General features: G+C 52.1%; 31 protein-coding genes. 7 read left to right on the forward strand and 24 right to left on the reverse strand.

Annotation, left to right across the window (positions count from 1 at the left end; all coding sequences use genetic code 11):
* Positions 1-95 precede the first annotated feature (95 nt).
* From NST08_RS19875 to NST08_RS19895, 5 genes are all read right to left on the reverse strand, one after another.
* Positions 96-971: an NAD-dependent epimerase/dehydratase family protein gene (locus NST08_RS19875; protein ID WP_251537445.1), complete on the reverse strand. Its 876-nt coding sequence runs from the start codon at positions 969-971 to the stop codon at positions 96-98.
* Positions 972-1,012: 41 nt separating this feature from the next.
* Positions 1,013-1,435 (reverse strand): metallothiol transferase FosB, encoded by a 423-nt coding sequence (gene fosB, locus NST08_RS19880; RefSeq protein ID WP_341342201.1) that lies wholly within the window; start codon positions 1,433-1,435, stop codon positions 1,013-1,015.
* Positions 1,436-1,453: 18 nt separating this feature from the next.
* Positions 1,454-2,128, reverse strand: a complete 675-nt coding sequence (locus tag NST08_RS19885; RefSeq protein ID WP_341342202.1) for an HAD family hydrolase — start codon at positions 2,126-2,128, stop codon at positions 1,454-1,456.
* Positions 2,129-2,144: 16 nt separating this feature from the next.
* On the reverse strand, positions 2,145-2,627 hold the full coding sequence (locus tag NST08_RS19890) for an 8-oxo-dGTP diphosphatase (protein ID WP_251537520.1): 483 nt from the start codon (positions 2,625-2,627) through the stop codon (positions 2,145-2,147).
* 199 nt (positions 2,628-2,826) lie between these two features.
* Complete coding sequence (locus tag NST08_RS19895) at positions 2,827-3,564, reverse strand: RNA polymerase sigma factor (protein WP_341342203.1); 738 nt, start codon at positions 3,562-3,564, stop codon at positions 2,827-2,829.
* Positions 3,565-3,743: 179 nt separating this feature from the next.
* Here NST08_RS19895 and clpP point away from each other — a divergent pair, with 179 nt between their 5' ends.
* Together clpP and NST08_RS19905 are read left to right on the forward strand one after the other, a co-directional pair.
* Positions 3,744-4,325, forward strand: a complete 582-nt coding sequence (gene clpP, locus NST08_RS19900) for an ATP-dependent Clp endopeptidase proteolytic subunit ClpP (protein ID WP_007127988.1) — start codon at positions 3,744-3,746, stop codon at positions 4,323-4,325.
* 87 nt (positions 4,326-4,412) lie between these two features.
* Entirely contained in the window at positions 4,413-4,625 is a 213-nt protein-coding gene (locus tag NST08_RS19905; protein ID WP_007127987.1) for a hypothetical protein, read from the forward strand.
* Positions 4,626-4,723: 98 nt separating this feature from the next.
* Here NST08_RS19905 and NST08_RS19910 read toward each other — a convergent pair whose 3' ends face one another.
* From NST08_RS19910 to NST08_RS19935, 6 genes are all read right to left on the reverse strand, one after another.
* Complete coding sequence (locus NST08_RS19910) at positions 4,724-5,656, reverse strand: phosphotransferase family protein (protein ID WP_341342204.1); 933 nt, start codon at positions 5,654-5,656, stop codon at positions 4,724-4,726.
* Positions 5,657-5,709: 53 nt separating this feature from the next.
* Positions 5,710-6,261, reverse strand: a complete 552-nt coding sequence (locus tag NST08_RS19915; protein ID WP_007127985.1) for an NUDIX hydrolase — start codon at positions 6,259-6,261, stop codon at positions 5,710-5,712.
* A 75-nt stretch (positions 6,262-6,336) separates the two neighbouring features.
* Positions 6,337-7,212 carry a GNAT family N-acetyltransferase gene (locus NST08_RS19920; protein ID WP_341342205.1) on the reverse strand — a complete coding sequence of 292 codons (876 nt, stop codon included), beginning with the start codon at positions 7,210-7,212 and terminating at the stop codon, positions 6,337-6,339.
* 143 nt (positions 7,213-7,355) lie between these two features.
* On the reverse strand, positions 7,356-9,050 hold the full coding sequence (locus NST08_RS19925) for a M3 family oligoendopeptidase (protein WP_007127983.1): 1,695 nt from the start codon (positions 9,048-9,050) through the stop codon (positions 7,356-7,358).
* Positions 9,051-9,215: 165 nt separating this feature from the next.
* A complete protein-coding gene (locus NST08_RS19930; RefSeq protein ID WP_007127982.1) occupies positions 9,216-9,530 on the reverse strand; it encodes a DMT family transporter in 315 nt (104 codons plus the stop codon).
* Positions 9,530-9,877, reverse strand: coding sequence for a DMT family transporter (locus tag NST08_RS19935; RefSeq protein WP_007127981.1), 348 nt, complete (start codon positions 9,875-9,877; stop codon positions 9,530-9,532). Before NST08_RS19935 ends, NST08_RS19930 begins: the two co-directional genes overlap by 1 nt.
* 151 nt (positions 9,878-10,028) lie before the next feature.
* Between NST08_RS19935 and NST08_RS19940 the strand changes: the two genes are divergently transcribed.
* Positions 10,029-10,895, forward strand: coding sequence for a LysR family transcriptional regulator (locus tag NST08_RS19940; RefSeq protein WP_007127980.1), 867 nt, complete (start codon positions 10,029-10,031; stop codon positions 10,893-10,895).
* Here the strand turns inward: NST08_RS19940 and NST08_RS19945 are convergent.
* The 13 genes from NST08_RS19945 to NST08_RS20005 all read right to left on the reverse strand — a co-directional run bounded on the left by NST08_RS19945 (position 10,870) and on the right by NST08_RS20005 (position 18,729).
* Positions 10,870-11,439: a GNAT family N-acetyltransferase gene (locus NST08_RS19945; RefSeq protein ID WP_341342206.1), complete on the reverse strand. Its 570-nt coding sequence runs from the start codon at positions 11,437-11,439 to the stop codon at positions 10,870-10,872. The two genes, NST08_RS19940 and NST08_RS19945, sit on opposite strands and share 26 nt — an antisense overlap.
* Before the next feature lie 26 nt (positions 11,440-11,465).
* Entirely contained in the window at positions 11,466-12,344 is an 879-nt protein-coding gene (locus tag NST08_RS19950; RefSeq protein WP_341032919.1) for an HAD-IIB family hydrolase, read from the reverse strand.
* A gap of 139 nt (positions 12,345-12,483) precedes the next feature.
* Positions 12,484-13,134 carry an HAD family hydrolase gene (locus NST08_RS19955; protein WP_341342207.1) on the reverse strand — a complete coding sequence of 217 codons (651 nt, stop codon included), beginning with the start codon at positions 13,132-13,134 and terminating at the stop codon, positions 12,484-12,486.
* Between the two features lie 4 nt (positions 13,135-13,138).
* Complete coding sequence (locus NST08_RS19960) at positions 13,139-13,684, reverse strand: hypothetical protein (RefSeq protein ID WP_051425085.1); 546 nt, start codon at positions 13,682-13,684, stop codon at positions 13,139-13,141.
* A gap of 2 nt (positions 13,685-13,686) precedes the next feature.
* Positions 13,687-14,085 carry an RDD family protein gene (locus NST08_RS19965; RefSeq protein ID WP_341342208.1) on the reverse strand — a complete coding sequence of 133 codons (399 nt, stop codon included), beginning with the start codon at positions 14,083-14,085 and terminating at the stop codon, positions 13,687-13,689.
* 33 nt (positions 14,086-14,118) lie between these two features.
* A complete protein-coding gene (locus NST08_RS19970) occupies positions 14,119-14,412 on the reverse strand; it encodes a hypothetical protein (RefSeq protein WP_007127974.1) in 294 nt (97 codons plus the stop codon).
* A 335-nt stretch (positions 14,413-14,747) separates the two neighbouring features.
* Positions 14,748-15,101, reverse strand: coding sequence for a VanZ family protein (locus tag NST08_RS19975; protein ID WP_244869148.1), 354 nt, complete (start codon positions 15,099-15,101; stop codon positions 14,748-14,750).
* Positions 15,102-15,489: 388 nt separating this feature from the next.
* Positions 15,490-15,645: an NUDIX domain-containing protein gene (locus NST08_RS19980; protein ID WP_341342209.1), complete on the reverse strand. Its 156-nt coding sequence runs from the start codon at positions 15,643-15,645 to the stop codon at positions 15,490-15,492.
* A 29-nt stretch (positions 15,646-15,674) separates the two neighbouring features.
* Positions 15,675-15,887 carry a histidine phosphatase family protein gene (locus tag NST08_RS19985; protein WP_341342210.1) on the reverse strand — a complete coding sequence of 71 codons (213 nt, stop codon included), beginning with the start codon at positions 15,885-15,887 and terminating at the stop codon, positions 15,675-15,677.
* 13 nt (positions 15,888-15,900) lie between these two features.
* Positions 15,901-16,239, reverse strand: coding sequence for a YrdB family protein (locus NST08_RS19990; RefSeq protein ID WP_341342211.1), 339 nt, complete (start codon positions 16,237-16,239; stop codon positions 15,901-15,903).
* A gap of 12 nt (positions 16,240-16,251) precedes the next feature.
* Entirely contained in the window at positions 16,252-16,695 is a 444-nt protein-coding gene (locus tag NST08_RS19995; RefSeq protein WP_028404621.1) for a DinB family protein, read from the reverse strand.
* 43 nt (positions 16,696-16,738) lie between these two features.
* The gene (locus NST08_RS20000) at positions 16,739-17,818 is read right to left on the reverse strand and encodes a winged helix DNA-binding domain-containing protein (RefSeq protein WP_341342212.1); all 1,080 of its coding nucleotides are present in this window, start codon (positions 17,816-17,818) and stop codon (positions 16,739-16,741) included.
* A gap of 122 nt (positions 17,819-17,940) precedes the next feature.
* Positions 17,941-18,729 (reverse strand): ABC transporter ATP-binding protein, encoded by a 789-nt coding sequence (locus NST08_RS20005; protein ID WP_007127967.1) that lies wholly within the window; start codon positions 18,727-18,729, stop codon positions 17,941-17,943.
* Between the two features lie 429 nt (positions 18,730-19,158).
* Here NST08_RS20005 and NST08_RS20010 point away from each other — a divergent pair, with 429 nt between their 5' ends.
* The 4 genes from NST08_RS20010 to NST08_RS20025 all read left to right on the forward strand — a co-directional run bounded on the left by NST08_RS20010 (position 19,159) and on the right by NST08_RS20025 (position 24,500).
* Entirely contained in the window at positions 19,159-20,127 is a 969-nt protein-coding gene (locus NST08_RS20010; RefSeq protein ID WP_028404624.1) for a carbohydrate ABC transporter permease, read from the forward strand.
* Positions 20,124-20,960 (forward strand): carbohydrate ABC transporter permease, encoded by an 837-nt coding sequence (locus tag NST08_RS20015; RefSeq protein ID WP_251537435.1) that lies wholly within the window; start codon positions 20,124-20,126, stop codon positions 20,958-20,960. The genes NST08_RS20010 and NST08_RS20015 overlap by 4 nt, the downstream gene beginning before the upstream one ends.
* A gap of 158 nt (positions 20,961-21,118) precedes the next feature.
* Positions 21,119-22,906 carry a cache domain-containing sensor histidine kinase gene (locus NST08_RS20020; RefSeq protein WP_210094735.1) on the forward strand — a complete coding sequence of 596 codons (1,788 nt, stop codon included), beginning with the start codon at positions 21,119-21,121 and terminating at the stop codon, positions 22,904-22,906.
* Positions 22,881-24,500 (forward strand): response regulator transcription factor, encoded by a 1,620-nt coding sequence (locus NST08_RS20025; RefSeq protein ID WP_210094736.1) that lies wholly within the window; start codon positions 22,881-22,883, stop codon positions 24,498-24,500. Before NST08_RS20020 ends, NST08_RS20025 begins: the two co-directional genes overlap by 26 nt.
* Positions 24,501-24,576 lie beyond the last annotated feature (76 nt).

Consider the following 24,576-nt stretch of genomic DNA (forward strand, 5'->3'; position numbering starts at 1 on the left):
TTTTTCCGGTCTATCTGTTATATCGACAGCCCGGGCGTTCATCGTTACCTTCGGAGGGTAAATTGGGCATAAAGTAGGATATGGATTCTGCCTATTCATTCATCGATATCGTTTGATCTACCTAAGCTCAACCTGAATCCCTCCCGCCAGGTCGGGTAACGGGGAACCCAGCCCAGCTGACCGCGGGCCTTCGCGTTAGATGCCCCCCGCTCCCAAGGAGCTTTCCCTTCCCGAAGCTCCGGCATTGGCGCTCCGAGCGCGTCAGCATAGGCAGGAAGCCAATCCGTACCTTTGGCCGGCACGTCATCCACGATGTTATAGATGCCTGACGGCCAATCAAGAGCGAGAGCTGCGGCATTCGCTGCGTCTTCCACATGAAGGAACGACGTCATCGCTTCAGTCGCGGGCACTTCCTGATGCAAGATCCGCTTTGCCATGATTCCGCCGCGATCATACCAGGTACCGGGTCCATACAGCATCCCGTAGCGAAGGATGACGTGACGCGGCATCTCGGAAACCGCTTGTTCCGAGGCGCTCACGCCGTCAACGGTCATCCCTCTCGGATCTGGGGCACCGATATCAAGAGGTACCGATTCCGACGCGGGGGAATCCCCCGGCTCATAGGCCCAGGATATGCTCTGAGCGATCATTAGCGGTACCCCTGAGGCCAAGGCGGCATCCACTAAATTGCGCGTGCCGTCCCTCCGTATTCTCGCATTGTCCTCAAGATTCCATTGGCTCAGCGATGTAAGCTGGTGTATGATTGCGTCAGGCTTCACGGTTGCCACGGCCTCCATCACGCGCTCCCGGTCTAAGGCATCGGCAACCACCGCCCGAGCACCCAACTGTTCGATTATGGAGCCGCGTTCCCCGCTCTGTGTCATCCCGGTTACTTCATGCCCTGCACGCAGGAGCTGCGGCAGTAGCAGCCGTCCAATGACGCCTGTTGCTCCGGCAACGAATATCTTCATCTTCTCTCCTCCTCCTTCTGATCTTGAGCCATTTCACCACTTCATTCATCATAAAAGGTCATATGGGATTTGTCGGACCGGTAATATTCCATTCGATCCTGCAATGAACCGGTATGAAATTCGAACATGTGGCCATCGGGATCCAGAAAATAAATCGACTTCTTATCCCGCTCATCTCTTGAGCGTCCCGGAACAATCTCAACGCCAAGCGCTTTCAACCTGGCCAGCGCCGATTCATATTCGCAATCCTCGATCGTAAAGGCGATATGCGTATACGTCCGGTGAATTCGGCTACGATCCGTCTCTTCCTGATTCAGCGCGATCCAAAGACCGTTCAGATCAAAATAAGCGAGCTTCCTTCCTTTTACCAATAGCCTTGCTCCAAGTGCTTCCCGATAAAAATCGATCGAACGCTCGAGATCTGAAACCGAGAAGCACAAATGATTAATCGGACTGATGTTCATCCCGATTCCTCCTGTCCGCTAATGATGGTCAAGGATGTTCTGCACTTCCAGAGGCGCATGCAATTTTCGGAAGCCGCTCTCTATATATGTATTGAACCAATAGGCATGGTAAGGCTGCAGGCCGGCATCCCTGGCGCCTCGCAGCTCATCCGATCCGCCGTCTCCCACAAATATGGACTCCTCAGGCGTCACCCCTAACCGTTCGCACGCCATCAGATAGATTTCCTTCTGCGGCTTGGCCATACCGACCTCATAGGAGAAAATAACCTCATCAAAGCAGGATGCCAAGGGGCTTCTGCCAAAGTGAATGACCTCCTCCTCCGTGCAATTGCTGATCAGTCCCAGCTTGATGCCCCGTTTCTTAAGCAGGTCCAGCATTTCCAGAATATCCGAACGAATGGACTGAAAGGGAGGCCCCTTCTCTTCAACTCGCGCCCGATACAGCTGCTCCACATGTTCATGGGGATAGGAGAGGCTTCGCTGCTCCAGAATATCCCGGATCACGGCATGAAAAGTCGGGAACGACCCGTTCATCCTCCGCTCCTGGCGGGCCCTCCATTCCCGCTTGAACTCATCTTGGGAGAGACCCAGCCGATCGGGATCATCCTGCTGCCTCCGGAATATCCGCTTGCCATCCGAAAATTCCGTGATCAAGGTTTCATATAAATCGAATATTGCCGCTCTCACTCTCATCGATCCAACCCCTTTGTCATGATCCGGAATAACCGGCCTCCTGTGGAAGTCTCGCTGGATAATAGCGAGCGGTCTCTTCTAATACTCTATCGTTCTTCTCATCCCATATCTCGCTCAGCTCGAACGTTCCGTCTTGAAAGAACAGCGGGAATCTGCGCTTAAACCAATCCTGCATCGGCAGCTTCAGCGCGTCATCAATCTCAACCCAGACAAGTTCCCCTTCGGGAGGCTGCTCCAGCAGTTCACCTTCAAAGGAGGTCGCCAAGTAGTTAAATACCATGTATCGATGCCCCGAGTTCGGCTCGCAGGATTCCTCCAGCCCTTTGTATACAATGTCCTTTACTATAAGTCCGGTCTCTTCGCGCACCTCGCGGATCGCTCCGTTCACGATGCTCTCCGGAAAATCAACTTTGCCTCCAGGGGCGATATACCCGGGGAATCCCTTCGAATCCGGCCTGTTCAATAGCAGCACCTTGGTACCGTCCTGTACCATGCACATGGTGTAGAGACTCACTTCATTACGCACAGGCACCCTCCCTTTTCTCTTAGATGATTCGCTATTATCTAGTATAATGCCTAGGTCCCCGCCAATAAATTACAAGTTTGATTTAATGAAATTTTTCTCATGATCGAACGCAAAAAAACCAGAGCTCGCTCTGGTTTTTCATCGAATAATGGGTAGGTTAAGCAGTCTAAACTTATGCCGCCATCAGCGCTTGCGGCTGATAGCCCACGCTATATGGCATCAGCGTATTGGCGAATGAGGATTGAGCCTGGAGCGGTGAAACGCCGATGGCGCTGACTTCGCTGCTGTTCCACTGGATGAGCCTGACGGCTGCCTCAACATCGCCTGCTTGGTAGGCTATCGCCAATGCTTGCAGGTTTACGGCCATCTCCTCATCCTCCGGCGTGTCCAGAAGCAGCTCTTCTTCGGGGTCCAAGTCACGGAGAACCTTGTGCGCCCGATGAAGAGCAGCCTTCACAGCGCCTTCCGTCGTCTCCAGTATTTGAGCCGTTTCCGCGCTGCTGTACTCATAGACATCCCGAAGCAGCAGCACCGTCCGCTGCAGCGGCGACAAATGCTTGAACAACAATTGAAACGTCACTTCTAAATGGAGCGCATTTTCCTCCCGGGCATCGGATTCTGTGGGGAGGAGCTGCTCCAGCTTATCCTCCAAAATCCGGCGGTAAACGCCCTCCCTGCGCACCCGGTCAATCCAGGTGTTTTTCGCGATTCGCAGCAGCAGCGCCTCGGGGTTCATATGGGTTCGGTCCTTCATATTTTCCAGCACCTTAATCCAGGTATCCTGCATGAGATCATCCGAATCCCAATCAGATCTTGTAAGCGACAGACAGTACCGGTGCAACGTTGCATTCAGCTCCGGGAGGCTGTAACCCGTATCTGATTCTGTGCCACCCGGTCGATAGATGGTCATCGGCGGCCAACTCCTTTGTATACGATTATCGTCAGGTTATCTTATAAGTAAACGAACGAAAGCTGCATATCGTTACTCGGATATCGAAAGTTTTTTTCTGCTTCTTTCGTACCTTTTTCGCAGGCTGGATCGTTTACTTGCTGAATCACGAAACTTGAATGAATACGGAGGGAAAAGACATGAGCGTAATACCATATGTGGTTGAGCAGACAAGTCGGGGCGAGCGGTCTTACGATATTTATTCCAGGCTGCTGAAGGACCGTATTATATTCGTTGGAGCGGCGATTGATGACGCCGTGGCGAACAGTGTTATCGCCCAGCTGCTGTTCCTGGCGGCAGAGGATCCGGACAGGGATATTCATATGTACATCAACAGTCCGGGAGGTTCCGTATCCGCAGGCTTTGGAATTTACGATACCATGCAGATCATCAAACCACAAGTCAGCACCATCTGCACAGGATTTGCCGCTTCCTACGGCGCGATTCTCCTGCTTGCCGGTGCGAAAGGCAAACGGCTGGCTCTTCCGAACAGCGAGATTATGATCCATCAACCGCTTGGTGGCGTCCAAGGTCAGGCCAGCGATATTGCCATCACCGCCAAACGGATTCTGAAGACCCGCGAGAAGCTGGTTCAAATTACGGCCGAGCGTACGGGGCAGCCAGCCGAACGGGTGGAGAGGGATATGGACCGCGATTATTTCATGACCGCAGAGGAAGCGCTGGAATACGGGATCATTGATGAGATCGTAACCAAGCTGTAATGAAACACGGTGCGATCAGTGAACAACATGCCCCGGTCCATTGCTCACGAGTCCATGGCACTATAAATTAAAGGAGTGAAGCTCACGATGATGCTGAAGCATTTGCTGAAACAACAGGCGGCCGTTCATTTTATTGACGGAGGCTGCGTTAGCGGAGGTACGCTTGAGGAAATCGAGGACACATTCATTAAATACAAGGATGAGTATGAAATGCTGTACATTCCGTTGTCCGCGATCCGATACGTAGCGGTCGATACGAAGGAAAGAGACAAAGCCCCGGTCGGATTTACCGCCTCCTAGTCCTTCCTCGGGCAGTGCGGCAAAGCTTCTCGTCCAGTTTGGTTTACCTTTAGGTTTTAGTATAGCTTAGCTTGAGAATGCAGAGAACCGCATGAACCCTATTTGGGCTCATGCGGTTTTATTGGCATATTGACTATTTTATCGATCAGGAAGGAACGAAGGCGCTTGCGCTCCGGATCGCTGCCATTCTTCTTGTGAAAGCCGATAAACTGCAGTGCGTGAACCATTGAATAGAAATCGATGACGGCCAGCTGGTCCGCATCGGCGCCCCATTGGGTGCACAACTCCTCGATATAAGGCATGCCAGCAGGACCAATATCGGAAACAACGGCTGTCTGGGTGAGGCCGATCATATACAGCGGATCTCCGTAACAGACCCAGTCGAAGTCCACGATCCCCTGCAGTTCCCCATCCCGTACGATAACATTCTTGATCGTCACATCATCCAGAAAACAGATCGGCCGGACTCTCTTAAAGTAAGGCTCATAATGCTCCTTGATGGAAGCCAGCCTGCCAATAAGCTCCTGGTCGATGTCATCCAGGATGTGAGGAAGATGACGATCGTAATCCCGCTCAATGATTTCGGACCAAGAGGCATACGGCCCCGGCCGACCGATGGGTACCCATCCGTAGCCTTTCCCTTCAGGGAGCTTGGCTGCTTGGTGTTGAAATGAGATGATCTGTCCGGCTAACACGCGCATCTGCTCTCTGCTCATAGCAGCAAGCTCGTCGCGCAAATCCTGTCCGGGGATTTTCTCAAGGATCATGTAAGCCCACGGAACCTGCTTCTTGGTAAGATCGACCGCAAGAACAGCTAATACCGGCAAGCCGAGCCTGGCGAGAATGCTCAAGTTGTTCCCCGTATATGCCAGTACCTCCGGCTCCGTATTCGTCCGGATAATCAACTCCCGGTGAGCGAAGACTGCGGCAAACACCTGATTGGTATGCCCGAACGACATTGGCGTTATAGAGACAGGAATCTCGCCGGACCATTCCGTCACTAGACGAATCAGCTGCTCTTCCATTCTCATATCTACTCCCCTAGGTGGTACGACGTAAATGTACGGTTAATAATAAAATATCTTCAGTCAGCTTCTTCCCTGTCCCGCTTCCTGCAAGCATAGGCAAGTCGGTATAGCTCGGCGATATCGTCCCGTCCATTCTGAACGAACCTTCGGACCGCTTCGTCCAGCTCCACGGTCTCCACAGCGATAACCTGCTCGGCTCCCTCCGGGTTAAGCGGCTCGAATGCGAGCCTCACCTCCCCGTAACCGACCGCTCGAACAAAACGGGGGTGCGGAATATGGGGCCGAAACGGGCCGGGAGCGCTCGATTCGCAGTGAAACTGTCCGATCAGCCGGAAGGATTCCAGCTCTGCGCCCAGCTCCTCCCTCACTTCCCTGCGCAAGGCATCCATATATCCTTCTCCCGGCTCCAGCGTCCCTCCAGGAAGCTCCCAGCTTCCGTCCGCAACCTGAAAGACGACGCACCGATCCCCCGCAAAGGGGAGGATGGTCACATTGCTGACCAAGCCTTCATCGAGCTCGTCGTCGCACACATACCGCGCCTTTACAACGCCCCAATGAATGTCGTTCGATAGTGCCGGATACTGGTCCCAATCGATGTCCCTTTTCATTTGCTGTCCAACCTCCTCCGATCCATGGCTTACCGTTCAAAAACCATTGCGGGTCTATCCTATCCCTGCCCCAAGTCAGTTCCCGTAATGGCGGACCATCAGCACCTGTTCCATGGACGTGGCAAGTCCCAGCTGCTCAAGAGACTGCACCAACGCTTCTTGGGATGCCCGGATATTGAAGGCAGAACGTCTCACCGCAAGCTCAGGCTGATACACCTCCGACAACGCCGAGGCAATGACCCCCTTGACGTCAGCATGGCCAGGGGCTGCTTCACAACGGAACAGCGTAATCGACGCGGGCTTTCCGCTCGGGTCGAAGGCTCGCTTAAACAAAGCATAGCCCACCATTTCCTTCCCTGCATAGACGAGGACGCATTCGCCGTCCTGAATGCAAGGAAGATCATTCTGCCATACATCGCCGGACCGGTAGAAAGGAACCGCTCTCAATTCTCCCGCTTGCCCGCGGGTAACCGTATAGGCATCCGAGGATTCCTGAGCGTTATCTGCTAACGTGCCTTCCGCGGACATGATCAAAAGTCTGTCGATGACGGTATAGCCTACCCGTTCATACAGCTTAATGGCTGCGGCGTTCGTGCTTATTGCCTCCAGATAGGCGCGTTGAATTCCAAGCTCCTCATAAAGCTCCGAATTTCGCTCCATCATGGACAAGCCAATGCCTTTGCCGCGGTATTCCGGTGCAACGGCCGTTCCTCCGTTCCACGCCAGCTTCTTCCCATCTACCTCCCGGAAGCTGTTCATGACGATGCCGGCCGAGTGCCCGTCCACAAAGCAGGCAAGCGACCTTTCCATACACAGTCCTAAATGGCTTGCTCGGGCAATAAAACGGTCAAGCGGCATGGATGCCTGGACCATATAACCTTCGAACGAGCGATTCCATATCTCGGAGGCTTCCTTCACCGGAAGCTCGCTCAGCGGTTTATACGTAATCATGCGATAAATCCCCCTTCATAAGCAGCATCAGCGATGCCGATGTAATTGTTCTCTATTCAAAGAACATGCAGGAAAAGCAACGAGGCATAGGAAGCCGACCGCTGTTCTCCTGCATGTGTACAAAATTTAATCTAAAATTTCTATTAAAGCTTTGTATCGTCCACGCTATCAAGCCAAGCCTCAATGCTGCCGATGACCGACGTGACGCAGCCGTCCTCGAACGGCGAGATTAGTCCCGCAACCTTCACCAGCTCCGTGAAGGACTTGCTGCCGCCTTGACGGCACAGATGGAGGTAATCCTTCCATGCTTCCTCACGGTTCTCATGCATCTTCTTCCAGAACTGGAATGCGCAGATTTGGGCCAGCGTGTAATCGATATAATAGAACGGGGTGTTGAAAATATGCCCCTGCTTATGCCAGAAGCCCCCTTGCTCCAAATACGCGTTATCCGCGTAATTGCGGTGAGGCAAATATTTGCGCTCGATTTCGCGCCATGCCTGCTTCCGCTCAGCCGGCGTCGCATCCGGGTTCTCGTAGACGAAATGCTGGAATTCATCCACCGTCACGCCGTACGGGATAAAGATCAACGCGCTTGCCAAATGTTCGAAGCGGTATTTGTCGACTTCCTCCTTGAAGAACAGATCCATCCACGGCCAGGTGAAGAACTCCATGCTCATCGAATGAATCTCGCAAGCCTCATAGGTCGGGAAGCTGTACTCCGGCACGGCGAAGCTGCGGCTCTCGTAAACTTGGAAGGCATGCCCCGCTTCATGCGTAAGCACGTCGATATCCCCGGACGTACCGTTGAAGTTGGAGAAGATGAACGGCGCCCCATATTCGCTGATATAGGTACAATATCCGCCGCTTTGCTTGCCCTTCTTCGCAACGAGGTCCATCAGGCCGTTCTCCTGCATAAAGGTGAAGAATTCCTTCGTCTCAGGGGACAGCTCGGCATACATCTTCGCTCCGTTCTCAACGATCCACTCGGGATCCCCCTTCGGCGTTGCATTTCCCGATTTGAACGCAAAGTTCTCATCATAATACAGCAGTTGGTCTACGCCAATCCGGTTCTTCTGCCGTTCCTTGAGCTTCGATGCTACAGGAACGATATGCTCCAGTACCTGGCTCCGGAAGTTCGCTACCATCTCGGCATTGTAATCGGTGCGGGCCATCCGTGCATAGCCGAGCTCAACATAATTCTTGAAACCCAGCTTCTTCGCGATTTTCGTTCTGACCTTGACCAGATCATCATAAATGCGATCGAAGGTCTCCTCGTTCTCAGCCATAAAGCCGCTCGATGCTTCCATGGCGCGTTTGCGCATATCGCGATCCGTCGATTGCTGGAACGGAATCAGCTGGGACAGCGTGCGTTCCTCGCCCTCGAACTGGATTTTGGCGGAGGCGATCAGCTTCGCATATTCCGTCGTCAGCTTGTTCTCCTGCTGCAGGTCCTCAATCACCTCAGGGCTGAACGTCTTCAGGGAGAGCTCGGCCAGCTGGAACAGCTGACGGCCCCATTTCTTCTCCAGCTCGCTGCGGAACTTGGAGCCGACCAGCGCCCGATAATAATCCGTAATATATTCCTGAACGACCGGACCGTTCTCATCGAAGAAGTCCTGCTCCGCTTTATAGAATTCGTCGTTGGTATCGATCGAATGCCGAACGCTTGCGATCTGCTGGAGCGTATCGAACTCGCTGCGAAGCTTGTTGATTCCTTTCATTGCCTGATCCTGCTCTTCATATGATCCGGCGGATGTGAAGGCATCCAGCAGCTCCTTAAATTTCTGTTCGAAAGCTTTGACGTCAGGCCGCTCGTAGTGATACTCGCTAAATTTCATGACATGCACCTGCCCTTTCCATATAAAAAATACAACGATTCATCCATTCGGCATCTAAACGATAAAGTTATAGAACCCAAACGATTGTAAATTCGATACAGGTAGGGCATTATCCTGCTGACGTTCTTCGAAATTATGCGGAAGGTGACCTGGCTTTAATATGGCTTACGAAAGTGTCTTCAGACCGATTGCAGAAACCAGAATCAGTCCGATGAACAAAAGCCGGCGTCCTTCCTTCGGTTCCCCGAAGGCAAACATTCCGAGCAGCGTGCTTCCGGCCGTCCCCATCCCTGTCCATATGGCATAGGCGGTGCCCATGGATATCTTTGTCATGGACAAAGTCAGCAGCAGGAAGCTGGAGCCCAAGGCGATTGCCAGAAAGAGATACGAACCGAGCGTGCGGTTAAGGGTTACCCGTCTCAGTGCGATAACGCCAAGCACTTCACACAGGCCGGCTCCGACCAGGGCGATCCATTCCATTACGCATCAGCCTCCTTTCCGCCCGCCTCGGAATCCTTCGTGACCAGCTTAAGCCCAAGAACGCCTGCCGCCAGACCTGCAATGAACAGGAGTTTCAGCGGGTTGGCCTGTTCTCCGAATACGAGGATCTCAGCGATGACGGTCCCTGCCGTTCCGAGGCCTGTAAAAATGACATATACGGTCCCGATCGGCAGCTTGGCCGCCGATTCAAGAAACACCTTGAAACTGAATATTATGGAGGCGACGGTTATCAGCCAGTGCCACCACAGCTCGGAATGCTTAAGCCCCGATACCCACACGACCTCCAGAGCGCCAGCAAGCAATAAAAGCCACCATGCTTTTCTCATCTTTACACTCCCCTCCATCACATGATTTTGAACATCATCGATGCCAGTGTTATGTGATGTAGTGATTGTAATCAAAATCTGGAATTAAGTATAATGATAGATAATTATGGCAGCATCAATTTTATTGATACCACTTGCGGAGGTGAGGACCGTGGAATTAACGGATCTGAAAATTTTTGTGAAGATAGCAGAGGAAGGAAACATATCGCGTGCAGCTGAAGGACTAGGGTACGTTCAATCCAACGTAACGGCACGGATCAAAAAGCTGGAAGCAGAGCTGGGCGTTTTGCTGTTTAACCGGCAGCCGCATGGGGTGACGCTTACGGAGAAGGGGGCGCTATTCCGGGAATATGCGTATTCGATTATTCGTCTTTCAGAGGAAGCGGTGCACGCAATGGAGGACGCTCCGTATCCAAGCGGAAGCCTATCGATCGGGATTGTCGATACCCTTCACTGCGGCAGTTTTATTCGGGCTCTTTCCGATTACCAGGCGAAATATCCGAATGTCAGCCTCAGCTTCATTACCGGAAGCTCGCCGGACCTCATCTCCAAGCTTCTGAATTATCAGCTGGACGGAGCGTTTGTAACCGGAGAATTTCCTTCGGCGAAGCTGGTCACCGAGTACAGCGAGCAGGATGAGGTTCGTCTGCTGACAACATGGAACGCTCCCTCCCTACCCGATCTGTCACGGACTAAGTGGGTGGTGTCTCCCGTTGGCTGCCCCTTTCGCCAGGCGCTGGAATCATGGCTGCGGAGCGAAAGCATCCCTTTAACGAACATGATTGAGGTTTCGTCGCTGGATACGCTGTTAAGCATCGTAAGATCCGGACTGGCATCCACCCTTCTTCCAAGTTCCGTGCTCTCGGAGGAATATGCGGACCTGAACAGTTTTCCGGTGCCGGAGGCGTTCCGCCATGCAACGACCAGCCTGGTTCGTCGCAATGACCGCTTTGGCAGCAAGGCGTTCTCGGCATTTGCCGAGCTGGTGAAGGTTAATTTTGCACAAGGGACGGATTAAGGATGGAATAGATCAAAATATCTTCGAACCGGTCCTTTACCTTCAAATACGAGCGCAGCCTGCCCTCTTGCTTCATGCCGGTCTTCTCCATCACCCGGAAGGAGCCCGCATTGTCCGGATGGCATTTGGCCTCAATCCGTACCAGCTGCAATCGGTTAAAGCCGAATTCGATAACACGGCCAATCACCTCGGTCATGTAGCCACGATTCCAATAACGGTTCGAGAGAACATAACCTAGCTCGGCCTTCTGACTCCGGTTATCCCATTGGATGAAGCTGCAGGTTCCAATCAAAGCGCCTGATTGCTTGTCCTCGATGCCCCAGGGGCCGACCTTTTGCTGATCGTAACGATGCATGATAAATTCGATAAACCGCCTCGTGTCATCACGGGATTGATGGACGTCCCACACCGTGTACTTCGAGACTTCCGGCACGGAGCAATAATCGTACATGTCCTCAAGATCGTCCCAGCGGATGCGTCTTAGACGGGTCCGATCCGTCTCAAGTTCCGGGAAAGGCTCGAAAGCATCCTCAATTTTCTTCATAGGTTTCGCTCCTTCCTTATTCAAGGTTATAAACCGGCATCCATCCGTAATGCATCCTCCGTACCTGCTAGCTCCAGCTGCTTCCGGATGTAGCGCGCCACCCCGTCGGCATCGTTCGAATCCACCACCAGATCCGCCAATTCCTGGATTCGCTCGTGCGCGTTCCGCACGGCAATTCGGGTGCCGCCCGCTTCAAACAGCCCCAGGTCATTGAGATGATCACCGAAGACAACTGTGTTCTGGAGCGGAATCCCCATATGATCAGCCCATAGGCGAAGCCCGTCCCGTTTGTTGCCATTCACGTGGCTGAATTCCAAAAAGTAATGATTTCTTATGTAATAGTCCGGCATCATATGCGCATGCACCACATCCCCGAAACAATCGTTGACCTCCCGGCGAATCGGCTCCAGCTCATCGAACAGGCCAATATACGTCAGGGCCAATGTTCGGTGCCCCTCCGGACAATGTAAGGCTGCTACCTCCATAAATCTCGGATCATTCACGCGGCTTTGATAAAATGCAGTCTCTCCCTCCCGGCAAAGCGTTTCATGGAGCACGCGTTCCCGGTGATCGGCATCCAATGAAAAGTAAAAAGGCGTCAGCCCGTGTTTCTTTCCGAGCCGGATGATATCGCTCGAAATTTTGTGATCCAGCCAATACCCGTCAATGACCGTCCCATTATGGCCGTTATAGATCAAAGCCCCGTTATACAGGATCAGAGGGTGCTTCCAAGGAATGTCCGCAACAACTTGCATAGCGCTGACATATCCGCGCGCCGTTGCGAATGTAACGACAACATCATGCTGCAGCGCTGCCTCGATGGTTTCCAACGTATAAGGGGAGAGCGTCTGATCCGACCTTAGAAGCGTCCCGTCCAGGTCTGTAATAAATGCTTGATGGTTCAATCGGATAAGCCTCCTTGTAGTAATATGATGATGTCTAAGCCTGAGTCCCAACCATGTGGTGTAGATGGAGACACGCAGGAGTTTGCAGCTTTTTTATGAGATCCAATGAAAAAAAGCTTCCCGAATCATAACCCATATGCTACTGCACAAACGCCATGACGTCCCGAATATCCTGAATGTCCGCCAATGGCTGAACGCCCATGCGATTCATTTTGGAGATATCTCCCCGGTAGGCAATGAACGGTATGCCGGCACACTCGGACGCTTTGCCGTCCACCCATGCATCGCCAACAGAGAGCCATTGGCTTGATGTGGTATGCGCAAAAAACTCCAGCACCCGCAAGTAGCCATCCGGTGCAGGCTTTAAGGAACCCATCTGTTCTCTTCCCACGATCAGGTCAAAATACGATGCGATTCCGTTCTCCTCCAAAGCCGTCAGGGCTGCATCCCGCGCATTATTCGTAACTATGGACAAATGTAAACTTCCATGCAAATGACGGATCAACTCCAGCGCGCCATCTTCAAGCTCGGCGCCGGCCATCCCCTTGATCTCATGCTGTTTGGCGATATCCCACATGCGCCGGGACAGTTCATCCGTCATATGACCGGTCTGCATCGCCTCCGCGATGACCGTAGAGGTCGTATGGGTGTCCATAGACAAACCGTGCGGGAGCACCCGATGGTCTACAAGAAAAGAGTAAATCGCCCATTTCATGGCGTTAAAGTCAATGCTCGACCGCAGCAGCGTGTTGTCCATGTCGAATACAATGCCTTTCCAGTTGCTATTCATGGTATCACACTCCTGTCATCCGAATGCTACGAAGCACGAAATCTTCCGGCCACTCCTTTTTGTTCATGCGAATAAGCGCAGTAACGTTCGCTTCACCCGGGTAACCCTCGGTTACCTCGTCATGAGATGGCGATAGCTCGATGAAAAGGCTGGCAGGTTGAGCTCCGTCCGCTTCCGCAATGCTCATCGACACAATCTCGAAGCCTTCGGAAGAGGGATGCTTTCCTGCATGGATCATCAAATAAATCTCTTCTTCGGTTTCCTTGAGCACGCTGGCTCCCGGAACGCGGTTGTGCTGCGCTTCGTATTGTTCTTGAATATCCTGATCCACTTGATTGTCCGTCCGAAACTCCCATACGTAATCCAGTGAGGTTTTCGTATAAGCAAGCTGCGCATACGCGATCGGAATGAGCTTGCGGTCATGAACGGCCTCGACCGTTTCCGCTTCGCTAACCGGCGGTTTAGACAGGTCTGAATTTTCCATAATGCAGCCAGTGATAATGAGTGTGACCAATGCGATCATGAGACTGATGTAGGCAGGTTTCCGCATGGCTAACCCCTTACAACTTCCGTACCTGCAATGAAATCATGAATGGCGCGTTTGTCCTCCCGCAGTGCCACCATCAAGATGCTGGCGATGAAACCAATCCCAAATGTCAACATATACACGAGTCCGGCAACGACGTTACGGAGCAGCATCGTTCCAATGCCCGGCGGATCCAGCGTATCGTATTTGCGAATTCGAATGCCGCATATCCGCTTCCCAACCGTGTACCCTTTCCAGTAAGCGGGTACCAGGATGCCGTACAACGCTAACAAGAAATTGCTGATCGGTTCATTTTCGAAATCGCCTGTCAGTATTCCAAATAGAATGCTTATTGGTAAAGAGACGATCAGGGCATCCAACAACCAGGCCCCAAAACGTATCCAAAAGCCCGCTTCTTCATTCATAACGCATCCCCCTCATCGATCAGGTATTCGCTGTTAAGGATTCCGCCCTTCACTGCCAGATTCATCAAGTTCCTTCCAGTTGCTCTCGATCCGATTTAAATCCTTCTTATACCATTGAACAAATACCGAACCATAGACGTGGTATAGCCCGATCGCCAAGCTGATTATGCTCAGTATCACAGGAGCCTTTCCTACGTCTTGTAGAGCTTCATCGAAAAGGATATACACTTGTGAATTTATCGTTATGATGGCAGCGGTCAAATAACGGATTCCGAAGAGCACCACGGATATACCGATGAATACTGCGCCTAGCGTCCGATTATGCACAACATCCCTCCTCATACGACTTTTTAAGGATTGCTATGTGATGTGATCCACTCTTCAACCCGCTTCATCTGGGCATTGAACCTCGTACTCCTGTAACAGCAGGTATCACCATGTATCCTATATCACAATATTTTCCACTCCCTTCATTGTAAACTTCTTCCGTTCATCCAACAACAGGTTTTCCATGATTTCCCACACGGATTAAGCGTACAGGCTAGATTTGTGCATAAAAAAGAACAGCTAACACGTTATCGTGAAAGCCGTTCTATCATGGTATCCTGATGGACCGCGGGTGGAGGTCTTGCCCCTGCGTGGCAGCTTAATCCACTTATTTGTCATCTGTCTGCACGTCTCCATATGTACCCGATGGTTCGAAGAAGACCGTAGCCGATCATAACGCCGATCGTATTCAAGATCACATCGTCAACATCCAGACTCCCCCGGCGAGTAATGAGTTGTATAAGCTCGAGCAGTAAAATTCCAGGCAGAAAATAAGCGATGGTCTTGGCAAAGCCGGCTTGAATTGCCAGCGGAATGAGCACACCGAACGGAAGAAACACACCGATGTTTCCGGCAATATTGATGAGAGCTTCCATGGAATGAATCGGAATGTAGTGACGGATGGTAGCAAGTGGAATGATATTGTAGCTGTACTCCGGCAGCCGTGTCCTTCCAAAACCCCAAAGCATCCAGTAGGCAAGCAGTAAGGAGTATGCGATTAATAAGTCCACTCAATTCGATATCGGAATTTCATGGATTAAAATAAGGCTCCAACTGATGATCCTCGATCAATTCAATATTTATACGTTCCCTTGCGTATTTCTTAATATGTTGTTTGATGTTGGGGTACAGCACGATGTCATCCAATTGTGAAAGGGGGATCCACCGTACGGCGGATTGGTCAGGATCGGGAATATCAGGCAGCCTGGCCACAGAACCAGCCTGAGGGCAGCATTCCAAGACAATATATAACGTATGGATATTCGACGTATTATTACCGGAATGATGATGCGGGGCGTATTCGTACACAAAGGCGATTGGTCCGGCAACAGCTAATATTGTAGTCTCTTCATATAGCTACCGCAGCACGCCGGCGGTAATGGTTTCGCCGGGCTCTGCCCCGCCACCGGGCAGATTGTAATGAATCCCGTTCTCATCCGAATACTCGACCAGCAGGATCCGCTCTTCTTGAATCACTAAAGCCGTGGGTCGTACTCTTATATGGTAACTCATGGAGACACCTCTTTTCGTCGGTACATATGTCATACATCGATATTATCATTCTGGAGATGGCTTATATCGTTATACAGCGTACATTCCCAATAGTCGCCGACTTGTGTGATAACGGTAAGAGAAGCATTATCCATATAGGTGGTTGTAAAACGATGGGGCATCAATTGTTGCAAGGTTAAGCCAATGACCGCGCCATGGCTTACTGCGAGGATGTATTGATTATGAAGCTTGTTCGATAACATGAATATTTTGTTTTCACGGCTGCATTTTCCACCGGATAACGATGTACCGGTTCACAAGCGCAGCTACACCGAATAGATAGGCGGACACCCGGAATCCGGAGTCAATCAAGGCAAGCACCCCGGCAGCAAACAACACGGCCTCAGTGAGAAGGACCCCGCCGATCGGCAGCTTGATGGATGCCTTCGGCGAGATGATCATCCCCCAGATCACCGCAGTCAGCAGCGGCAGACCGAGCCCAAGGATGATACTCAGCCAAACGCCCTGGACGGCATGGAAGCCCCAATATCCAAGCGAAAACAGCAAAATGATTTCCAGCACAAACCGCAGGCCGAGGTTGATCACGGTAAACATCCAGTGATCCCCTTATGCTTCGAGCTGCTTCTTATGATGAATCATGTGCTCGATATAATCATCGAACAGCCACTCCAGCGTAACCTCCGTGCCATCATCAAGGATGCCTTTTTTGCGGAAATCAGCTTCCCCCGCCTGCTGCATGACACGTACGATCATCCGGTTCAGCTCCCGCCACAATGTAAGAACCTCACCCGGCTTATACTGGTCTTGGTAACCCTGAAGACGAACCCAGTCATCCTGCGTGTATCCCTGAATGTGGATTGGTTTATCGGATAACAGAAACCGTACGAACCGCTGATGATTATTCAGCGCGGAGTCGCATAGATGGCCAAGAATTTCCTGCTTCGACCACTTCTCGATAGACGGTTTCCGAGTAAACGCCTCCTCCGTCATGGCCTCAACGAGCTCTGTTACTTCTGTGATCAATGATTTCAATCGATCGAGTGTTTCCATGTACCTTCCGCTCCTTTATTCGAAAATGATGAGCCTCTTCTTGCTATATGTCGCTTTCAATCAGCGGTAGACCCAGAAATTTGGCATATCCCTGGGCGGCCACGAGAATATCCTCCTTCCGTTCTTCAAGGGGAGTAAAAGGCGCAAAAGTGACCTCGACTCCGTTACGCTTGATCTCCCTCCTCCATACGCCGGCAATTCGGCCGTCCACAACGATCATTGGCTGAAACACTCCGTTGCGATATGGCGCGATCTTCGGATCATGTTCCGGTTCAATTACGGCATCCCGCGCCTTATAGCCCAAGTAATACTCATCGAATCCCGGTAAAAGGTGGACAACTGGCTGCTCCTGCTGATGCTCCGGTAAGGAAGCCGACATCCAATAAACTGCGTTGTCGAGCTTGATCTTCTGCAGAACATTCGAAACAGACTCCACGCCGCGCTTTGCTTCAGACAGCGAAAGCCCGGTCCACCATGCAAAATCCTGAACCGTAGCAGGACCGTGCCCGGTAAAGTAACGCAGGGCAAGCTCGGCCAAAGCTTCCTCGGTTGTCAGCTCCTTTAATTGACCGACCCATGCTTCGAGCAAAACAAAGGTTTGTTGATTGCCTTCCCGCGGTCCAAAGCAGAGCATGCCGTTCCGGCTCAAATATCCAAGGACATAGTTCCCCAAGCCATTCTTCGTCGAGATGCCGTCTTCCTCCAGAACCGTCATCAAATCCGGGCGTGGTACGGGAGTTCCATCATGCAGCGCTCTTTCGATTAAGCTTCTGCAGCGCTTCAGTATTTCTCCATCGAGTCCGAGCTCCGCCTGTTTCCGCTTGTCATGTGCTTGTAATCGAGGGGCGGTCAGCTTCTGCATCCATAGAACATCCTCGGCCGGCACCATAAAAATCGTTCCCCGCATCGGCCAGGTAAGCACGATTTTCCGCTCAGCAATTGCCAGCTCTACATCCGGCAGCCCGGAGGAAGCCGTTCGCAAACCAACTCCCCAGACCGCCTGGCCGAAATCCTGGGCTTGAACCGCGCCTAATCCTTTTACGACTTGTTCCGGTGTATTAAACTTCTTGCTCCCGATCCCCTGGGACGACAGCCTTAAGCTAGCAATCGTTGGATTTGTCAATTCCGCAACACTCCCTAGACATCAAATAGAACCGCAGGTGCCGTTAAGCAGCCTCCATCAAACGAATGAGCAAGCGTACTTCTGAACTTGTAAGTGACACCCTGATTTTCACGAAAGTTTGCCTATGATAAATCGGGAATCGACATCCAGGCCCGCTCGTTCTGCCAGCTCACTTCGACCGGCGTTTCGAAGAAGGCGGTCAGATTGCCGCTGGTCAGCATATCCTTGGAGCTTCCCTGGTTAAACACGCTTCCCCGCCGGATTAAAAGGGAATGCGAAAAAATCGGCAATATTTCTTCAATATGATGCGTCACGAACAGAAGCGTCGGAGCATCCGGCTTCGAGGCAAGCGCCGTAATGCTGGACAATAGCGCTTCCCGAGACAGAAAATCCAGCCCGTTGCAGGCTTCATCAAGAATCAGCAGTCTCGGGGATGCCATCAGAGCTCTGGCAATCAGCAGCTTTTGCTTCTCCCCTTGCGAACAGGTTTCATATGTACGTCCAAGCAGATGATAACAATTAAAATCCTTCATCAGCTGTTCCGCTTGCGCCCGGTCGTCCTCATCAATCTTCTGATATAAACCAATGGAGGCGTGCTTGCCGCTGATGACAACGTCAATCGTCGATTCGTTCGGGCGGATCCGCTCCTGGAGCGAGGAGCTCACCCAACCGATTGACTTCCGGAGTTCTCTTAAATCTACCGTACCGAAACGGTGGCCGAGTACGGAAACGCTGCCGCTTGTCGGCCAGATGTAACCGTTAATCATATTCAGGATCGTTGTCTTGCCTGACCCGTTCAAACCCAGAACGGCCCAATGCTCCCCTGGTTTGACGGTCCAATTGACCCCGGACAGCACAGTCTTCTGCTCCCGTCTCCAGGTTACGTCGTTCAATTCAATTATCGAGTTCATTGCTGCTCCCTCTCCTTTTTCTGCTTCGTTTCTGCTTTTCTCTTTTCAAGGATTATATCAGCAATTACATATTCCTCAATAGTGAAAAGAGGGAACCTCAATTATTAAAAAGCAAAATGGACTATTGCCAAAGCTAGAATCATTGTATCACGCCAGAATTTGGATCATATCGGAAGTTTGCCGGCGATTATCCAGCACAACACCACGCCTCTGCCCTCCTATTTCCTACTCAAACATCAGCGCGTATCTATAACGTCGCGGCATGTTCTTTTTTTGGCGTCGAATCCAAGAAAGATCTTATCTCTGCAATATCTCCCAATCTCGCACCTAAATCATTCAATAATGAAAGAATTTGTACATCTATCGCCTACAGGCCTGATTTTCATCAAGATACAATGTGAGCTATCAATAGGCGAGAGGTGATTAATCATGAATGCACAAACGGTACAGTCGCCGGACAAGGCCGGACTGTACAAAGGCATGAAAACGGTTGCCACCAAAACATTCAAAGGGCGCTGGAACGCTCCGTTAGCTGGTTACCTGTTCATCGCCCCCTGGCTGCTGGGCTTTCTCATTTTACAGCTCTGGCCCATTATCCAGTCCTTCTATCTATCCTTCACCGAATATTCGCTGTTGGAGCCGGCCCGCTGGATCGGTATCAAGAACTTCCAGGATATTGCTCACGACCGGCTCTTCTTCAATTCGTTGAAAGTGACATTTCTGTATGTGATCGCTTCCGTGCCGCTGAAACTGCTGGTAGCGCTGGCTATAGCCCTGCTGCTAAACCGGAACATCCGGGGCATATCCTTCTACCGGACGATCATTTACCTGCCTTCACTAATTGGCGGAAGCTTGGCGGTCGCCGTACTGTGGCGCAATATATTCGGTCTGAACGGCTTCATTAATCAGCTCGCGATATGGGTCGGAATCGCCCCCAAAAACTGGATTGGCACCCCCTCCACCGCCCTCGGCACCCTGGTACTTCTAACGGCATGGCAGTTCGGCTCGTCGATGATTATTTTCCTTGCCGGCCTTAAGCAAATCCCAAGCGAGTTATATGAAGCCGCATCCGTGGACGGGGCCTCGCCGCTTCGCAAGTTTATCCGGATTACCCTGCCTATGTTATCACCGGTTATCCTCTTTAATCTGATCATGGGCATCATCAACGCATTCCAGATGTTCACATCGGCTTTTGTTGTCACGAATGGAGGACCGGTCAATTCAACCGAGATGTTCGCCCTGTTTCTGTACAATAAAGCCTTCGGATCCCTGCAGATGGGCTACGCATCAGCCTTGGCCTGGATATTGCTCGTCATCATTGGCATCGCCACGGCGCTTAATTTTATCGCGTCCAAATACTGGGTCTTCTACGAAACCGAAACGGAGGGCCGCAAATGACAGGTGCTCGTAAAAAACAAAACTGGTTGGTTCACGTGCTGATGATTACCTTTTGTTTTGTGATGTTTTATCCCGTACTTTGGTGGATCGGGGCCTCCTTCAAATCGACGCCGGAAATCAGTCTGCCCACTCTGTTCCCTAAAGTATGGTTATGGCAAAATTATACGGAAGGCTGGATGGCACTGCCCAAGTATACATTTACACGCTTCTTTATGAACAGCCTTAAGCTCAATGTGGCGACCACGATTATTCATGTCATTTCAGCCAGCCTGGTGGCTTTTGGCTTCGCTAGGCTGACCTTCCCGCTGAAGGGGTTATGGTTCTCCATCCTGCTGATGACCCTGATGCTTCCGGGACAGGTCACGCTCATCCCGCAGTATACGATGTTCCATTCCTTCGACTGGATCAATACCTATCTGCCGCTGATCGTCCCTTCAGCCATGGGCGGAGCCTTCTTTATTTTCCTGATTGTCCAGTTCATCCGCGGCATTCCGCGAGAGCTCGATGAGTCCGCGAAAATCGACGGCTGCTCCTGGTTCGGCATTTATCTGCGCATCGTAATGCCGCTGACCCTGCCTGCGCTCATCACGGTGACGATATTCTCGTTTATTTGGGGCTGGGACGAATACTTTGGGCCGCTGATTTATCTGAATACCGTGGATAAGTACACGGTCCCGCTCGCGCTCAGAATGTTTATCGACTCCCAGTCAGCCGTTCCATGGGGGCAGCTGCTTGCCGTATCCCTGCTCTCCGTGCTGCCGCCGGTGGTCATTTTCTTTCTGGCGCAAAAGCATTTCGTGGAAGGGATTGCCACATCCGGGCTGAAAGGATAGATTTCAGAGCGGTAAACGGATACTGTAGCGTGTTCTTCCAGCTCTTCTTCAGGCGGCGGCCAAGCCGGACATCTCGATCATCCGGCTTCCGCCAACGTTGGCAATGAGGCAGCAGCGCGTTCAGCGACCTTATGGCTTCCAAGGGGAGGAGAAAACGCATGAATCCGTTTCGCACGTTTCGCATCGATTACGTTTTTTTCTTCAGTTTTGCCGGTTTTATCGCGGTCCTCATCACGATCATGATGATTGTTAGTTATCGCTTCTCGGCTGATGAGCAGGCGAACAGTGCCTCCATGTACCAGCAGGCGGTGCTGCAGCAGCTCAACAAACAGCTTACCGACCAGATGAGCGCTGTGGAGCAAACCTCGCTAGCCGTGTCCATCAACTCGCCTCTGGTCAACTATTTAACAATGAAAGGAGATTATTATGCACGCAAGAAGGCCAGGGACGAGCTGAATCGGGATTATTTGGCGCCAATGCTGAACAGCTCGCGCTCGATGTTTTCTTTTCAGATTTATATGAACGATCCGCTTCAGGTCGATCCCAACGCCAACATTCAGTACCTCCCGCTGGCCACAGCCAGCCGGGAGATCTGGTATCCGGCCATCGACAAATCCGACTTTCTCTGGATCGGCCAGCGTGAGGTCGGTTCGCCGCAGGGGAAACAGCAGGTGATCAGCTTTGTCCGTAAAATCACTTCACTTGACGGTGTGAACCACGGAATTCTGATTATCAATGTCCGGGTCAAATTTTTGCAGGACATTCTGACGGAAGATAATTCCTTGGCCAGCCGGCTCCTGCTCGACTCCGGCGGCCGGATGATCATGCACACCCGGATTGCTCCGCCTCCCGAGGAAATCAGCGCCATCCTGGAGCGGGTCAGCGGAGACACTGGGCATGCGCGTCATCTTCTGACCGCCGCCGGCTCGCTGCCTGAGAAGAACATGCTTACCGTATGGTCCCGGACATCCCCTGGCAGCTGGATGCTGGTGGAGCTTACGCCCTGGAAGGAAATTACTACCGGAGGTGTCCGCCTTGCGTGGACGATGGCTATTGTGGGAGCCGTCGCCATTTTGCTGTCCCTGTTCTTCACATTGTTCCTTTCCCGGAATTTCACGAGGCCGATCCGGAAACTGATTCAGCTGATGCAGGCGTTCAATCCCGGGAAGCGCAGGCAGCCGCTGCCCAACGAATACCGCAACGAATTCGGCAGCTTGTTCAGCGGCTACCGCAAGCTCACCGAGCGGATCGAAACGCTGTATCAGTCGCTGGAGCAGCAGTATAAGGCACAGCGCGAAGCGGAGATTAAGGCGCTGCAAGCGATGATTAACCCCCATTTTCTCTACAACACCCTGGATCAGCTGAACTGGATGGCGCTTGAAGCCGGTCAAGAGAAAATCAGCCGCGTGCTCGAGCTGATGGGGCAAATGTTCCGGATTGGCCTGTCGGGCGGCGAATCCATGATTTCGATCCAGGAAGAGCTTTTGCACGTGGATTGCTATCTGAAAATCCAACAGTTCAAGTGGGGCGAAGGATTGGAATGGCACATCGATTGCCCAAAGGATTTACAGCATCTGATGATTCCGAAACTCACCCTGCAGCCCTTTGTGGAAAACGCCGTTATGCATGGTTTTCATGGCAGACGCCAAGGACGGATCCAATTGACATGTCAGGAAGAGGACCGAGGCATCCGGATTTGGATTCGGGACGACGGCATCGGGCTGCGCGAAGACTGGAAAACACGGAAACGCCATCCGACGGGCGGATACGGCATCCGCAACGTAACGGAACGTATTCAGGTTTATTTCGGTCCGCCCTTTGGCGTTACGCTTCGCAACCGTGCCGATGTGCCAGGCACCGAAGCGGAGATCTACTGGCCGAAGCTGGATCAACAGCAGGATCAGGAAGGGGGAAAAAATCATGTGGACCATTGCTATCGTGGATGACGACCGGCAAGCGCTCGGCGGCATGTCCCGGTTAATCCCTTGGGAGCAGCTCGGCGTACGGCCCGTCGGGGAGGCCATGGATGGCGAAGAAGGACTCCGGCTGATCGAGTCAAGCAAGCCCGATATCGTCATCACGGATATCTATATGCCGGTAATGAATGGTCTCGACATGATCGAACAGCTCCGTAAGCAGCAATATACCGGCAAAATCATCATTTTGAGCGGGTATTCGGATTTTGAATATGCTCGCAAGGCACTGCGGCTTCAGGTCGACGATTATTTGCCCAAGCCGGCCTCACCGGCAACGATCCGGGAAGTGCTGCAGCGCGTCACACGCGAGTTAACGGAGCGCCGAGCGTTGGAGAACAGAGAGCGGGAGCTGCAAAACCGACTCATGCAGTATGAGCCGTTTCTGGAAAGGGAATGGGTCAAATCCGTGCTCATCGGAGGGTCCTCTTCCCCGCTAACGGATTCCTCCCGTATGCTGGACCGGCTGGGATGGAAGAATGCCCAATTCATGATGCTAGCTTTAGAAATTAAACGCCAAGGACGTATGGAAGGGATCTCCGTCCGGGACTGGCACCTGTTCCGGTTTGCCGTGGGCAACACGGTAGAGGAGCTGGCCGGTCAGGACGGTCTGCGCAGCTATTTCCTGGAGCTGCATAGTCACCATATGGCGCTGCTGTTGTATAAGCCCCTTTCGTGGCCGACCGAAGCGTTCCGCTTGGAAGTTCTGGCGCTGGCAGGGCGAATCATTTCGTCCGTGCATCGATTCCTCAGGGTCAAACTGCATATCGGTGTCGGTCTCCGTAAGGACAACTGGCTTGCCATCTCCGATTCCACCGAAGAAGCCTTCCAAGCACTCGCCGAGCGGCGCGAACCGGATTCCGCCCATCCCTGCGTCTACGTATATAATGAAGGCGGCATTCGGCGTTCAGCACGACGGAACATACGGCCGGTGCGGTTTTTCCAGGAGATGGCCGACGCAGTAAGGACCTTTGACGAGCCTAGAGCACTGCTGGCGCTGGAGGACTTCTTCCGCAAGGACAGCGGCGCGGCTCAGCTTCAGACCGACGAACTAACCGCCATCGGAACACAGCTGTTCGCCATCCTCTCCTTTACTCTGTACGAGTCCGGCATCCGGCTCGACGATGAGCTCTCTCTCACGGACTTGACCAAAGAATTGGGGCAATTGGAAGATGCCCAGCAGTGGAAGGCATGGGTAGCGGACAAAGTGAGCCGAATCTGTTCGCGTTACACGCCCAATGAAAACCTCAAGCATAAGGAAACGGTCGAATATATCATCCAATACATTCATGAGCATTACGCCGAGAACATTCATCTTCAGGATCTGGCCAACCAGGTGTATATCTCCAAAAACTATCTCAGTACCATATTCCGCCAGTTTACAGGTGAAACCTTCGGCGATTATTTAACCAGGGTGCGAATGGAAAAAGCCAAGAGCATGGTTATCGAGAAAAAACTGCTGATTGCAGAAATCGCCGAGCGGGTCGGATATCGGAATGTTCCGTACTTTACCACCCTGTTCAAAAAGCATACCGGGCGCAGTCCCACCGAGTTTCACAAAGCCTAATGATCAGTTCTGTTCTGAAATTTCCGACTCATGAGCATCCCGCCTCCTCATTCGATCATCGTAAAATACTGAAATG

It is taken from the genome of Paenibacillus sp. FSL K6-1566 (assembly GCF_038050475.1).
In the GTDB taxonomy this organism is placed as follows: domain Bacteria; phylum Bacillota; class Bacilli; order Paenibacillales; family Paenibacillaceae; genus Paenibacillus_AQ; species Paenibacillus_AQ lactis.

Excerpts from the sequence above, each read along its gene's own strand:
- NST08_RS19875 (WP_251537445.1), bottom strand. The coding sequence starts at position 971 with ATGAAGATATTCGTTGCCGGAGCAACAGGCGTCATTGGACGGCTGCTA.
- fosB (WP_341342201.1), bottom strand. The coding sequence starts at position 1,435 with ATGAACATCAGTCCGATTAATCATTTGTGCTTCTCGGTTTCAGATCTC.
- NST08_RS19885 (WP_341342202.1), bottom strand. The coding sequence starts at position 2,128 with ATGAGAGTGAGAGCGGCAATATTCGATTTATATGAAACCTTGATCACG.
- NST08_RS19890 (WP_251537520.1), bottom strand. The coding sequence starts at position 2,627 with ATGTGCATGGTACAGGACGGTACCAAGGTGCTGCTATTGAACAGGCCG.
- NST08_RS19895 (WP_341342203.1), bottom strand. The coding sequence starts at position 3,564 with ATGACCATCTATCGACCGGGTGGCACAGAATCAGATACGGGTTACAGC.
- clpP (WP_007127988.1), top strand. The coding sequence starts at position 3,744 with ATGAGCGTAATACCATATGTGGTTGAGCAGACAAGTCGGGGCGAGCGG.
- NST08_RS19905 (WP_007127987.1), top strand. The coding sequence starts at position 4,413 with ATGATGCTGAAGCATTTGCTGAAACAACAGGCGGCCGTTCATTTTATT.
- NST08_RS19910 (WP_341342204.1), bottom strand. The coding sequence starts at position 5,656 with ATGAGAATGGAAGAGCAGCTGATTCGTCTAGTGACGGAATGGTCCGGC.
- NST08_RS19915 (WP_007127985.1), bottom strand. The coding sequence starts at position 6,261 with ATGAAAAGGGACATCGATTGGGACCAGTATCCGGCACTATCGAACGAC.
- NST08_RS19920 (WP_341342205.1), bottom strand. The coding sequence starts at position 7,212 with ATGATTACGTATAAACCGCTGAGCGAGCTTCCGGTGAAGGAAGCCTCC.
- NST08_RS19925 (WP_007127983.1), bottom strand. The coding sequence starts at position 9,050 with ATGAAATTTAGCGAGTATCACTACGAGCGGCCTGACGTCAAAGCTTTC.
- NST08_RS19930 (WP_007127982.1), bottom strand. The coding sequence starts at position 9,530 with ATGGAATGGATCGCCCTGGTCGGAGCCGGCCTGTGTGAAGTGCTTGGC.
- NST08_RS19935 (WP_007127981.1), bottom strand. The coding sequence starts at position 9,877 with ATGAGAAAAGCATGGTGGCTTTTATTGCTTGCTGGCGCTCTGGAGGTC.
- NST08_RS19945 (WP_341342206.1), bottom strand. The coding sequence starts at position 11,439 with ATGAAGAAAATTGAGGATGCTTTCGAGCCTTTCCCGGAACTTGAGACG.
- NST08_RS19955 (WP_341342207.1), bottom strand. The coding sequence starts at position 13,134 with ATGAATAGCAACTGGAAAGGCATTGTATTCGACATGGACAACACGCTG.
- NST08_RS19960 (WP_051425085.1), bottom strand. The coding sequence starts at position 13,684 with ATGCGGAAACCTGCCTACATCAGTCTCATGATCGCATTGGTCACACTC.
- NST08_RS19965 (WP_341342208.1), bottom strand. The coding sequence starts at position 14,085 with ATGAATGAAGAAGCGGGCTTTTGGATACGTTTTGGGGCCTGGTTGTTG.
- NST08_RS19975 (WP_244869148.1), bottom strand. The coding sequence starts at position 15,101 with ATGCTTTGGGGTTTTGGAAGGACACGGCTGCCGGAGTACAGCTACAAT.
- NST08_RS19980 (WP_341342209.1), bottom strand. The coding sequence starts at position 15,645 with ATGAGTTACCATATAAGAGTACGACCCACGGCTTTAGTGATTCAAGAA.
- NST08_RS19985 (WP_341342210.1), bottom strand. The coding sequence starts at position 15,887 with ATGTTATCGAACAAGCTTCATAATCAATACATCCTCGCAGTAAGCCAT.
- NST08_RS19990 (WP_341342211.1), bottom strand. The coding sequence starts at position 16,239 with ATGTTTACCGTGATCAACCTCGGCCTGCGGTTTGTGCTGGAAATCATT.
- NST08_RS19995 (WP_028404621.1), bottom strand. The coding sequence starts at position 16,695 with ATGGAAACACTCGATCGATTGAAATCATTGATCACAGAAGTAACAGAG.
- NST08_RS20005 (WP_007127967.1), bottom strand. The coding sequence starts at position 18,729 with ATGAACTCGATAATTGAATTGAACGACGTAACCTGGAGACGGGAGCAG.
- NST08_RS20010 (WP_028404624.1), top strand. The coding sequence starts at position 19,159 with ATGAATGCACAAACGGTACAGTCGCCGGACAAGGCCGGACTGTACAAA.
- NST08_RS20015 (WP_251537435.1), top strand. The coding sequence starts at position 20,124 with ATGACAGGTGCTCGTAAAAAACAAAACTGGTTGGTTCACGTGCTGATG.
- NST08_RS20020 (WP_210094735.1), top strand. The coding sequence starts at position 21,119 with ATGAATCCGTTTCGCACGTTTCGCATCGATTACGTTTTTTTCTTCAGT.
- NST08_RS20025 (WP_210094736.1), top strand. The coding sequence starts at position 22,881 with ATGTGGACCATTGCTATCGTGGATGACGACCGGCAAGCGCTCGGCGGC.